This window comes from Gilliamella sp. Pas-s25, from assembly GCF_009795885.1.
In the GTDB taxonomy this organism is placed as follows: domain Bacteria; phylum Pseudomonadota; class Gammaproteobacteria; order Enterobacterales; family Orbaceae; genus Gilliamella.
The window spans coordinates 98841-110882 of the sequence record NZ_WTEV01000009.1; the positions used below are offsets into that span (position 1 = coordinate 98841).

Genomic DNA, 12042 nt, shown 5'->3' on the forward strand with positions numbered 1-12042 from the left:
TGATCTATTTAAACGATATGACTTCATTTAAATAATCAATGAAAATATAGATTTGATTAAAATAATAGCTATTTTAGCTCAATTATTTAACCTCAAAATACCAACATTAATTTTCATCGAACTATTAAATATCATTATCTAGCTAATGATATATATCAAATGAAAGGAATAACAAAATGTCTAAAATAACATCTAATTTACTCATAGCTATATCTCTATTATTTGCGGGAGGCTCATTTGCAAATAACAATCCTTACCAAGATAGCCAAATACATACAAATGAATCTCAATTAAGTCAAATGGAACCAATACCACAATATGATTATGTTCCAGTCTATCCTGAACGTTTAAAAACTTTTAATGAATTACTTAAAAAGGAAATACAACATAAAAAAATTACTTTAGACCAAGTTCAATGTATTGATGTTAATGAAGGAGGATTATGTGAACCTCAAAAAGTAGTTGTTAGATTGGAGTTTGATCTTAGCTATGTTCTTATTGATAGTAAAACTGAAAAAGATGTTCGACTATGGGATATGGATAATACTAATAGACGAGATGCATTTATTGATATTATTGAAGACGACCTTGATAGCTGGTTAAACACTCATGGGCTTCCAATTCGTTCAAGTCGTGATCATGTATTTGCCTTAACTTTAGAAGCTAGGAAATGGTTTAAAGATGCTCCATTTTACGTTGTTGGCCTACAACCAACAAAAGTTGAATATATCACTTATAAATATACTGAACCAGGGTTATCTAGAGTAGATGATGCAAACCAATACGATAAAAGTCCTTTTTAATCTTAATACTTTAAATAAAGTATATCTATTAATTTAATAAACAGCAGTAGGAAACAAAACTATGAAGCATTTAATTGTATTATTTTTATCTATTGTATTTTCAATTAGTGTGGCAAATGCACAAAATAATGATGATATTAAACAAGAAAGATTAAATCAACATTTACAAGTTATCAAAAATGGAGTTGATACTATACTTGTTCCTGTTAAGTTTAATGGCATACGTGACTATTATGGCCATGCTGATATTGTCACAGTTATATTTGAATTACGTTATGGTTTTTTAAATAAAGAACAAGAAGATAAGTTTTGGAAAGAAAAAGCAAAAGATGGTTCACTTAAAACTTGGGAGTCTGAAGTAATTAATGGCTTAACAGATTGGATTAAAGAAAGATTCGATGTGGAGGGTGATACTGATATATCAGTTGACTACAGTAAAACACGTGAAATGGTTTACAACTATACTAAAGGTGCTAAAAAATACTTTAAGGATAATAACATACCTGCCTATGTGATTGGTTTTCAACCTATTTTAGTATCTTACGAAAAATTCACTATTACCGATCCTAACTTATATCCAGATGAAAAACTTATAAGTGACTATTAATCAATAATCTTAACTAATTTTTAAATAAGGACTAAGTGGCCATGAAAAAACTTATTATAACCGCAATTCTATTATTAAGTGGTAATGCATTCGCTTTACCTAATTTGATTGTAGAAAAGGGTGGGTACTATAACGAAAGATTTGATAGCTATGTACAACAAACTTTTATTACTTCTAAAGAAAATAGTTTAAAAATTAATAAGGTAACAATAAATCGTAATAATTGCGAAATTATTTCTCCTTCTGAAAATTACCTTGTTGAACTTAAGTTTGGTGAAAAAGTTAAAGTAACGCCTAAATTAGGTTGTGACATACTTGAAGTAACAATTGATACAAACAAGGGAACAGAAACATATGTTTTTGATTAACAAGGATAATACCATATGAAAAAACATTTTATTATAATTTTAGTTTTATTCTTAACCGCTTGTGATAATTCAGAAAATATCAAAAAAGTAAAGGCATTAATCTACTCTCAATTGGATAAAACAATAACTGTTGGTAATGCATTAGACAATCGTGAGCTATGTAAAAAAGTCAACTGGGAATCTTTAAAAGATGAGAAGCAACGAGACATTGTTGAATATAGTTGTAATCTAGATACAAAAAAGGCCGAAAATTTCTTACATACTCAATTAGATGATGAGTTAAATACTCTTAAGTCCAAATTTGTAGAAACAGACATTAAGGTTTCTCCAGAAGAATATAAAAAATTCAGAATAGATGAAGTTAAAGCTTCACAAAACAAACGATACAAATATACTATTTATGGAAATTATGTTGACATAAATGCGCAAGCATTTATTTATGCTAATGCAAAATTGGAGGCTTATAACTTATTAGGACAAGCATTGGATGATATAAGTAAATCGAAAGCATTTATTCGTTATCAACAAAATCGAAATTATTTTATAGCTAACAAAGAAAATATTGAAAAAGTTATTTTAGAGGATCATTCTATTGATAACCCTAAGGAAACCATCGAGTATATTTATTCTTCTACACATTCATCTTTAATCGGAGATATTTTTTGGATTGATTCGGACACTTCACCAAGTCAATTTTTTAAATGGCAAAGCATTTCAAATCAAACTATTCGTAACAGAATAGAAGAAATGTTTATTGATATTGAAGATATTCATAATCAGCTGAAAGAGCATAAAATTTATTTTAGTCATTCTTACCTTTTTGATCAAGGTGGCTTGAGAGATCCTTTTCATGATAAAGAAATTCGTTATAATGATAAATTACTTAAGATTGATCAAGATGGAATGATTAACCTAGCTCATAGTAGTGACTGTTGTCAAACATTCCGATATTTTTTAGAGGGAGAAACGCCGAAGATTGTTAGTATTTATGATGATAAGATAGAAACAAAAATTTCAGCAAATAATTACCGGGAATTGCTTGCGTCATTAAAAACGACACAAAAAAATATTATTTCAAAGATGGTATCTGATGTCTTAGTTCCTCATAACAATGCCAATAAATCCAATATTGAGATTGTACAAAAATTGCAAAACGATCTAAAAATCAAAAGTTATGACCAAAAAATACGTTGGTCATTAGTGGGTGAACAAGAACCAGTATTAACCAGCTGTGAATTAATTATTGAAACTAACTCATTTCCAAAGGTAATTTCAGATCCTAAACTGGCTAATCACTGTTTTAGTGCTACTTATTCAGATCGATATATAGAATCAGTATATAATGATCCACTTTATCAAATTTTGAATAATATTAATTCTAGCCTAAAAAACTAAGGATCTAATCAATATAGATATAAGAAATATATAATAGTAAAAAAATATTGTTGTTACCTATCTATTGAATGTAATTAACCCACATCACTCAATAGAGGTACAACAATGTCAACATTCTTATCCCCTTTGGATGCACAAACACATCCAGATTACCTAATTGATATGAAATATATCACCACACTCACAGGCATGACAGATAAATGGTTTTATGCCTTGATAAAACAAAATAAATTTCCACCCCCTATTAAACTAGGAAGATCCTCGCGTTGGCGTCTAAAAGAGGTTGAAGCATGGATAAAGACCAAAACTAATTAACAGTTAAATGTCCTATTAACCAAAGCCGCATAGTCAAATATGCGGCTTTTTTTATGTCTAAATTTCTATAATTGAGGAATTTCGTTATGTCCTTAACTGATTTAAAAATAAAATCAGCCAAACCACACGATAAACAATATAAACTTTCTGATGGTGATGGTTTATTTTTGCTTGTTCACTCCAACGGTTCTAAATATTGGCGTTTTCGCTATTATTTTAATGCTAAAGAAAAATTAATGTCTATAGGCCAATATCCTAATGTTTTATTAAGCGAAGCTAGAAGGCTACGAGACGAAGCCAAATCATTACTAGCTAGAAATATTGATCCGCAGGTAGAAAAGAAAGCAAAACAGTTTGAAGATGAAATACAAGTTACTTTTGAACAAATTGCTCGTAAATGGTGTACCAATAATAAAACTTGGTCTGAGCCACATAGAGCAAAAGTACTACGAACATTAGAATTGTATTTATTCCCTAAAATTGGCGCTTATTCTATTTCAGCATTAACTACTCGTCAGTTAATTGTTCCAATTAAAGCTGTTGAAGAGCAGGGGCGTTTTGAAGTCGCTAACCGATTACAACAACGTACTTCAGCAATAATGCGCTATGCAGTACAAAATGGTTATATTTCTTATAACCCTGCTCAAGATTTAAAAGGGGTAGTGAGTAAAGTAAAAGTAAATCATCGCCCTGCACTTGAACTCGAACAAATACCTGAACTTTTAGAACGCATTGATAATTTTAAAGGACGAGAGTTAACCAAATTAGCAATTAAACTTTCTCTACTTATATTTATTCGTTCTAGTGAACTACGATTTGCTCGTTGGTCAGAAATTGATTTCGATAAAAAGATTTGGACTATTCCAGCTGAAAGGGAGGAAATTGATGGTGTACCTCATTCTCACCGAGGTTCAAAAATGAAAACGCCTCATTTAGTTCCGCTAAGCGATCAAGCAATTGATGTTTTAAAACAAATACATGAAATTAGTGGAATGTATGAACTGGTATTTATTGGTGATCATTCTGCAAGAAAACCAATGAGCGAAAATACGGTTAATAAAGCACTTCGAACAATGGGTTATGACACCAAGACAGAACTTTGTGGACATGGTTTTAGAACTATGGCTTGTAGTGCATTAGTTGAATCTAATCTATGGTCACGAGATGCAGTTGAACGCCAGATGAGTCATCAAGAACGTAATGGCGTTAGAGCCGCTTATATCCATAAAGCACAACACATTATCGAACGAACTAAAATGGTTCAATGGTGGGCTGATTACTTAGATTCAATCCGCACTGAGTTTATTATGCCTTATGAGTTCAAAACAAATTAAAAAATACCCTACTATTTAATTCATTTCTCAATATCAATTAATATCAAAAAATTAAGGAATTGTTTATGCAAACATTACCTAGTGTATCATCATGCCTAAAATCCACTACGGTGGGTTCTGGTATGATCTCAGTATTTATCACCAATTTAGAAAAATATAACGAAGGAAAATTGATCGGCGAATGGCTAGAGCTACCAACAACACCAGAAAAAGTAATACAATGCTTTAAACAAATTGGTATTGATGGTGTTAACGATGAAAAGTTTTTTCTAAGTAGTTACAAATCGTCTGTATACAGCATAACAAATTATATCTCTGAAAATAGCAATCTTGATGAACTAAATTATTTAGCCTGTAAACTTGACGAATTAAGTCATAATGAAATGGAAATCTATGAAGCAGCAATTGATATTGGCGTAAATATTAATTCAATTACAGACTTAATTAATCTAACGGATAACTTAGATTGTTTTCAATGTCTATATAACATCAGCAATGAATATGATTTAGGTTTCTACTGGATTGCTGAAAGTGGTTGTTATAGTTTAAAAGAACTCGGTAACTTAACTAATTACTTTGATTACGAACGTTACAGTCATGATATTACACGCTAAAAAAATAGTACATTTTATTCGGATAATTATATTTATTACACTGGTAAAAGTTTTTGTAATGATTATGATGAAAAATGTGTACCAGAAGAGTATTGTGGTGAAATCATTACAATATTTGTATATTTATTGCGAAATCGCCGCAAAAATGATACTGTATTTACTTACAGTGGCGGAGTATTAGGTCGTTTCCTAAGAAACCAAAGGTATAAATTTAACTTCGATTTAAATAACGTTTCTTATGTAACAGATATTAATCCACTATGTTAAATAGAATAGAATTAGATAAAGTGAAAGAACCATCGCCCGAGGTATTAAAAAAGCTATAGGCTCGTTATAAAATAAATTTACTAGAATTATATGAACTTTCAGAATAAATTGATAGTAGCTTATGTATATCTAAAAATCAGAATCCTTTTTATAATTGTGAATTATTGGGTGAGAAAAAATAAATTCGATTCAAAATATAATAAATCTTTTTGCTAAAAAAGATAGGCATGAAACTAATGGAGTTAAAATGCAGTATAAATTAGGTGAGCTATTTTGTGGTCCAGGTGGATTAGCTTATGGGGCAATAAATGCAAGTAGTTTAGACGAAAAACTTACTATAGTTCATGAATGGGCAAATGATTATGACAGAGATACTTGTGCTACCTATGCTCACAATATTTGTGATGGTAAAAGTAAGTCGGTATTTCATGAAGATATAAGAAAGTTAAATATGGAAAATTTAACACCTATTGATGCATTAGCATTTGGTTTTCCGTGTAATGACTATAGTATTGTAGGAGAACAAAAGGGGATTGATGGAGTCTATGGACCTTTGTATTCCTATGGAGTTAAAGCATTAAAACATTTTCAACCTGATTGGTTTTTGGCTGAAAATGTAGGTGGTCTAAGAAATGCAAATGATGGAAAAGCTTTTACGCAGATTTTATCTGAATTAAAAGATGCTGGTTATGTAGTTGTTCCACATTTATATAAATTTGAAGAATATGGCATTCCCCAAGCTAGACATCGAATAATTATTGTTGGAATTAGGTTGGATTTAAGTAAAACCATATCTTTCAGAGTACCATCCCCTCGTCCTTATTTAAAAGTAGATAATACTTGTAAAAATGCTATAGAAACCCCCCCAATTCCTACTGATGCATTTAACAATGAAATGACAAAGCAGTCTAAAGTTGTTGTTGAAAGATTGAAACATATTTTACCTGGACAAAATGCTTTTACAGCAGATTTACCGAAAGCATTGCAATTGAATGTTAAAGGGGCTAGGATGAGCCAGATTTATAAAAGACTTGATCCTTCCAAACCTGCATACACTGTTACAGGTAGTGGTGGTGGAGGTACTCATATATATCATTGGGAAGAGCCACGGGCTTTGACAAATAGGGAACGAGCAAGATTACAAACATTTCCTGATTCTTATGAATTTTTAGGTTCCAAAGAAAGTGTGCGAAAACAAATTGGTATGGCTGTTCCTTGTCAAGGCGCAAAAATAATATTTGATGCTATTTTGAATAGTTTTGCTAAAATTGATTATGATTCTGTTGAACCTAATATAAGTGAATAGGTAAATGTTTAATCAGGATTTAATTAATAGGATATTGATAGAGCCAATTCGTAAAGGAGCCAATAGGTTATTAATAGTTTCAGGCTACGCTTCTCATACGATGGCATCTTGGCATTTAAAAAGAATTAAAGAATTAGGTTTACCAACAATTGATATAGAATTGATTGTTGGTATGGCCTTATATGATGGATTAAAAGAAGATATTCATCAAGGTTTCAAAGATATTCATGAAAATAATGATGATATCTATTCTAATTTTCAATGTCAGTACATAATTGAACACGCTCCCGTTCACAGTAAAATTTATATTTGGCTAGATAATGATTTACCAATAGAAGCATATACAGGGTCAGCTAATTATTCTCAAGCAGGTTTCAGTTTAGGGAGAAGAGAATATATGACACCTTGTGAGCCTTATCTGGCTTTTCAATATTATAATGGTTTGATTTGTGATGTGATGTTTTGTAATCATAATGAAATCGAAGATTATATTATGTTAAGAGCATCTCATCCTGTTTTAGAGAATGAAATCGAAAATTCAGCTATTATTTTTGATGACAGCATTGAAAATGTAACCCTTTCTCTCTTGGACTCAAAAACTGGTGAAACACACAGGCATTCTGGCCTAAATTGGGGACAAAGAAATGGTAGAGAGCCAAACCAAGCTTACATTCCTGTTCCTTCAAGAATAGCAAGATCTGGATTTTTTCCCCTAGAAAAAAGACATTTTTCAGTTTTAACTGATGATCATAAAAATTTGGTTTTAAGAGTCCAGCAACAAGGTGATAAAGCGATAACAACACCAATGAACAATTCGTTGATAGGAGAATACTTTAGAAATCGTCTAGGCCTTAACAATGGACAGTTCGTAACCAGACAACACTTAGAAGATTATGGAAGAACGGATGTAACTTTTTATAAATTAGATGAAGAACAATTTTATATGGATTTTTCACCGCATTAATAATCAAATTTGTTTCACGGAGAAATATAAGTGCTAAATTATTGGTGGGTAACACGACCTAAAAGACGTTTGAATTCAGTTCCAGAAGTATTGGCAACTTTTTCTGATATTTCATTAAATCAAGAATGGATTGGACAACGAGAAATTCATATGTCATTAGAAGACGCCCTCGAAGAAGCTGGATTAAAACGTACTGGAGATCGGCGAGATCAAACAGGTGGTGGAGGTAGAACCTATAAAGCTTGGTTAGTAAGTTTAGGTTTAATTTTTGTACAAGAAAATACTAAAAAAATAAAATTAACCTTAGCTGGGGAAGCAATAATGAATGGTGATTCTCCAGTTGAAGTATTAAAAAATCAAATTATCAAATACCAGTTCCCTTCTTCTTATTCATTAAGTAGCGGAGTAAATGTTTCGGTTCGTTTTAAAATAAGACCTTTCAAGTTTTTGTTAAAATTATTATCAGATTCTAGAATTGAAAGTTTATCAGAAGAGGAAATTGCAAAAATTGTCGTTGTTGAAGCAGAAAATGAAAGTGCTAAATGTTTTGAATATATTGTTCAGCAAATAATTAAATTTAGAAATGATGGTGATGCAATTTTAGCTAAAAATTTTTTTGAAAAATATTCTTCAAGCCGAGGCTCAAAAAATAGTTTTGATCACCTATTAGACATTGCTAACACTATAATTAACTGGTTGGAATATACTCAATTAGTCAAAAGGGATACTGAAGACCATAGGGTAAGAATTATTGAGGATAAAATAGATGAGATTAATCAACTGTTGTCTGATTCTCCATTCATTGACCGTCCTGAACAACATGAATATTTTCAAAGAAAATTTGGTGTGGATCCAAAACATCGAAAAGATACACGTAATTTGTTAAATATACATGGAATTTCAACGAGAGTTATTGCAATTAATAAAATCAAACAGGCATTTATTACTGAATCAGTAAAAATGCCAATAAGTAAAATTACTAGTACTCTCATAGACAAAATTTGTGAAAAAACAGGATTTTTACCTGATCTAGTCGAAGATTGCCTACAAGAATTATATCCACAAGGAGCTATTGGTGCTTTTTTGTCAGAATATTTTGAAATGGCTTTCAAAGATAGAGAGCAAGCCACTGATTTTGAATTAGCAACGGTAGATTTATTTCAAAATGTTTTTGGTTTTACAGCTAGGCATGTAGGACCAAAAGGTTTGACACCTGATGTGTTATTACTTTCTGATGATGAAGGTTATTCGGCTATTTTAGATAATAAAGCATATAGTAAATATAGTATAACTAATGATCATCATAACAGGATGGTCTATAATTATATTGGTCAGCTTAACAATTATTATAATGGTACTTATCCACTTAGCTTCTTTTCTTATATAGCCGGGGGATTTGGCTCCAATATAAATATACAACTAAATAGAGTTGTTAACGAAACCGGTATTAATGGAAGTGCTATTAATATATCTACAATGATAAATCTAGTTTATGAGCATACAAGTAATCCTTATACACAACAACGAATTAGAGATATATTTAGTCTTAATAGAAGAGTATTACAAGCTGATTTATGAGTTAGTTTATTATTTTATCTTTTATTTTTATAAATATTTTATAAATTATTATAACATTGTTTTTTTAGTTTTTTTAATAAATGATTATTGGTAGCATGTATTTTTAGAGGGAATAATTGTGTCAATTATAGGCACCATAAATTTATCTCTATTGAGCTCAAAAACCGGGAAAACACATTTAAGTTTTGTTTTAAATTGGTGACATAGAAAAATAGAGGGCCAAACCAAGCTTACATTCTTGTACCTGTAAACATAGTAAGAACTAGTTTTTCCCCATCAAGTGATGAGCTTTTTGAAATATCATATGATGATGGAAAACGCCTAATATTGCGTTTAGAACAAGACAACGTTAAATTACTGTACAAGAAAATAGTTCAATTCTAGGTAAATACTTTGGAAACCACTAGGCCTAAACAATGGGCAATTCGTAACTAGACAATACTTATCAAAACTAGAGATAGTAAATTTCATTAGATTTTTCTAGGCTTTGAAATTAATTGTTGTCTTGCTGTTTATTTAAAAATGAATGGGATGTCCTACTGTCAATAAATAATATTTAAAATAAGATATCATCCTTGCATTTTTATAAATTTAAAAGAAACATTTTTATCCCAGTTGGGATGATATGATGTTTTTTGTAATAATAATTTCCCTGCTCTATTTATTCTTTCTTTACCTATATCACTGATATATTTAAATCTATTTTTAAATTTTTTGTTCTTAAAATTGCAATGCTCTGGTGATTGAATCATTATAAATTTTCTATTCCCACCATCTTCCGAATTCAATTCCAATGTAGCATGTGCAGTGGTTGCTGAACCAGCAAAAAAATCGAGAATAATATCATTATGTTTTGATGCTATCTGTAATATTTTTTTTATTAATGAAACAGGTTTTGGTGTATCAAAAACTAGTTCATTGTTAAATAAAGATGTTATTTCTTTATTAGCCTGTTGTGTGTGACCGACTTCATCGTATGACCAAAACGTTGTGGGTAGTACTCCTTGTTTAACCTCATTCAAATATCTTTTTAATTGTGGTGCACCAGTACCTTTTTGACCAAAATAAATTCGATTTTCTTGAAGCCATTTATTCATTGTTTCTTTAGATGCTCTCCAACTATTTCCATTTGGAGGATAATACTCTTTACCAGTATTAGGATTAACAATTGGATATACCCTACTAAGAGAAAATTTTTTTACTAATAAATTATCTTGTCGCCAAACACCTTTACCATCGCCATCATCGTTTTTATAAGGTTTATTAAGATTTTCATTCCTAGGCAATAAGTTGATTCTGAAATTACTTGTTTTTTGATAAACAATAATATATTCATGAACAGTGGACATCGTATAAGAATCATTGGATTGAGAATATTTTTTTTGCCAAATAATGTTAGCTATAAAATTTTCTTTGCCAAAAATGTTATCGCAAATTAAACGTAAATTAACTAATTCATTATCATCAATACTAATAAATATTGCTCCATCTTCAGCTAATAAACTTTTGGCTAACTCTAATCTTGGTGACATCATCTCAGACCATGTGAATCCTTTATAATCAGAAAAACAATCATTATATACATAAGAATTGCCAGTATTATAAGGAGGATCTATATAGATTAAATTGATTCTATTTTTATACTTATCAATCAAATGTTCTAATGCAAACAAATTATCACTTTCTATATATAAATGATCTTGATTTATTAATTTGTTAATTTTTTTCATATATAATTATCAAGTTATTAATGCAAAGCAGGTATATAACTATAATTTAATTTTTACACTCAAACCTCCAAAATAATTGAATATAACATTAAAAGCAAGCGAACTTTTGACAAAGAAAGATATACATTTTATGTTTATATTATCAAAACTTAAAAATGACCTTTCCCAGGATATAAATAACATAAGGAATGTTTATGAATAAAAATTATAAACTCCTTTTCCTTCTCATTAACCGATTATAAAAATTTATACTGTAAGCCAAGGTTGAACCTAATTTTTTTGCAATTGGTTCTCATAGTTTATATGAAAATTCTATTTCAAATTTGATGACACTATTTATTGAGCAGAATCCTCATATTCATCCATTCCTGACATGAGTTTTATTATCGCTTTTAGAGTTTCCTGAAATAAATTGTGTTTATCTCAGTGAACTATCAGTAAAAAAAGATGATGACAGATAAAGAGATTAAGTTCCTACGGATACAACTTCGGATACATTCCTCAACCTCAATTCCTCCAACTCAATAATACCAATGCTTTAAGCTGTATCTTCGATTCCGCGTCCGGGCACCAATCACCAAATTCTAAGACCTGCTTCTAGCAGGTTTTTTTATGCCTAAAGCCTTTACAGATAAGCCTTTAACCTTGTTTCACTACTCAACCGAATTCAACTGGATGATCCTCGCCAAAATATTAGACAGTGCCCACCTCTATCATTTTTTCGTTTTGGTAATATTGTTGTTCATATTGTTCAGGTGATA

Annotated in this window: 11 protein-coding genes and 1 pseudogene; 11 read left to right on the forward strand and 1 reads right to left on the reverse strand. The window is 30.3% G+C overall.

What is annotated here, in order from left to right:
• The first annotated feature begins 176 nt into the window (after window positions 1-176).
• The 11 genes and pseudogenes from GQ593_RS06280 to GQ593_RS14195 all read left to right on the forward strand — a co-directional run.
• Window positions 177-803 (forward strand): hypothetical protein, encoded by a 627-nt coding sequence (locus tag GQ593_RS06280; RefSeq protein ID WP_160431271.1) that lies wholly within the window; start codon window positions 177-179, stop codon window positions 801-803.
• Between the two features lie 61 nt (window positions 804-864).
• Window positions 865-1410: a hypothetical protein gene (locus tag GQ593_RS06285; RefSeq protein WP_160431272.1), complete on the forward strand. Its 546-nt coding sequence runs from the start codon at window positions 865-867 to the stop codon at window positions 1408-1410.
• A gap of 41 nt (window positions 1411-1451) precedes the next feature.
• On the forward strand, window positions 1452-1778 hold the full coding sequence (locus GQ593_RS06290) for a hypothetical protein (protein ID WP_160431273.1): 327 nt from the start codon (window positions 1452-1454) through the stop codon (window positions 1776-1778).
• A gap of 15 nt (window positions 1779-1793) precedes the next feature.
• Window positions 1794-3173, forward strand: a complete 1380-nt coding sequence (locus GQ593_RS06295; RefSeq protein WP_160431274.1) for a hypothetical protein — start codon at window positions 1794-1796, stop codon at window positions 3171-3173.
• Between the two features lie 105 nt (window positions 3174-3278).
• Window positions 3279-3488: a helix-turn-helix transcriptional regulator gene (locus tag GQ593_RS06300; RefSeq protein ID WP_160431275.1), complete on the forward strand. Its 210-nt coding sequence runs from the start codon at window positions 3279-3281 to the stop codon at window positions 3486-3488.
• An 86-nt stretch (window positions 3489-3574) separates the two neighbouring features.
• Entirely contained in the window at window positions 3575-4822 is a 1248-nt protein-coding gene (locus GQ593_RS06305) for a tyrosine-type recombinase/integrase (protein ID WP_160431276.1), read from the forward strand.
• Window positions 4823-4887: 65 nt separating this feature from the next.
• Entirely contained in the window at window positions 4888-5436 is a 549-nt protein-coding gene (locus GQ593_RS06310; protein ID WP_202115392.1) for an antirestriction protein ArdA, read from the forward strand.
• Between the two features lie 514 nt (window positions 5437-5950).
• On the forward strand, window positions 5951-7009 hold the full coding sequence (locus GQ593_RS06315) for a DNA cytosine methyltransferase (protein WP_085165850.1): 1059 nt from the start codon (window positions 5951-5953) through the stop codon (window positions 7007-7009).
• A gap of 4 nt (window positions 7010-7013) precedes the next feature.
• Window positions 7014-7973, forward strand: a complete 960-nt coding sequence (locus GQ593_RS06320) for a restriction endonuclease PLD domain-containing protein (protein WP_085165851.1) — start codon at window positions 7014-7016, stop codon at window positions 7971-7973.
• Between the two features lie 30 nt (window positions 7974-8003).
• Window positions 8004-9551, forward strand: coding sequence for a restriction endonuclease FokI C-terminal domain-containing protein (locus tag GQ593_RS14070; protein ID WP_160431277.1), 1548 nt, complete (start codon window positions 8004-8006; stop codon window positions 9549-9551).
• Between the two features lie 231 nt (window positions 9552-9782).
• Window positions 9783-9935, forward strand: a pseudogene (locus GQ593_RS14195) (hypothetical protein); the annotation flags it as partial.
• 185 nt (window positions 9936-10120) lie between these two features.
• On the opposite strand, the gene GQ593_RS06330 reads toward GQ593_RS14195, so the two are convergent.
• Complete coding sequence (locus tag GQ593_RS06330) at window positions 10121-11281, reverse strand: site-specific DNA-methyltransferase (protein WP_085165853.1); 1161 nt, start codon at window positions 11279-11281, stop codon at window positions 10121-10123.
• Window positions 11282-12042 lie beyond the last annotated feature (761 nt).

Bases quoted from the DNA above. Each gene is read 5' to 3' on its own strand.
- GQ593_RS06280 (WP_160431271.1), top strand. From the start codon at position 177: ATGTCTAAAATAACATCTAATTTACTCATAGCTATATCTCTATTATTT.
- GQ593_RS06285 (WP_160431272.1), top strand. From the start codon at position 865: ATGAAGCATTTAATTGTATTATTTTTATCTATTGTATTTTCAATTAGT.
- GQ593_RS06290 (WP_160431273.1), top strand. From the start codon at position 1,452: ATGAAAAAACTTATTATAACCGCAATTCTATTATTAAGTGGTAATGCA.
- GQ593_RS06295 (WP_160431274.1), top strand. From the start codon at position 1,794: ATGAAAAAACATTTTATTATAATTTTAGTTTTATTCTTAACCGCTTGT.
- GQ593_RS06300 (WP_160431275.1), top strand. From the start codon at position 3,279: ATGTCAACATTCTTATCCCCTTTGGATGCACAAACACATCCAGATTAC.
- GQ593_RS06305 (WP_160431276.1), top strand. From the start codon at position 3,575: ATGTCCTTAACTGATTTAAAAATAAAATCAGCCAAACCACACGATAAA.
- GQ593_RS06310 (WP_202115392.1), top strand. From the start codon at position 4,888: ATGCAAACATTACCTAGTGTATCATCATGCCTAAAATCCACTACGGTG.
- GQ593_RS06315 (WP_085165850.1), top strand. From the start codon at position 5,951: ATGCAGTATAAATTAGGTGAGCTATTTTGTGGTCCAGGTGGATTAGCT.
- GQ593_RS06320 (WP_085165851.1), top strand. From the start codon at position 7,014: ATGTTTAATCAGGATTTAATTAATAGGATATTGATAGAGCCAATTCGT.
- GQ593_RS06330 (WP_085165853.1), bottom strand. From the start codon at position 11,281: ATGAAAAAAATTAACAAATTAATAAATCAAGATCATTTATATATAGAA.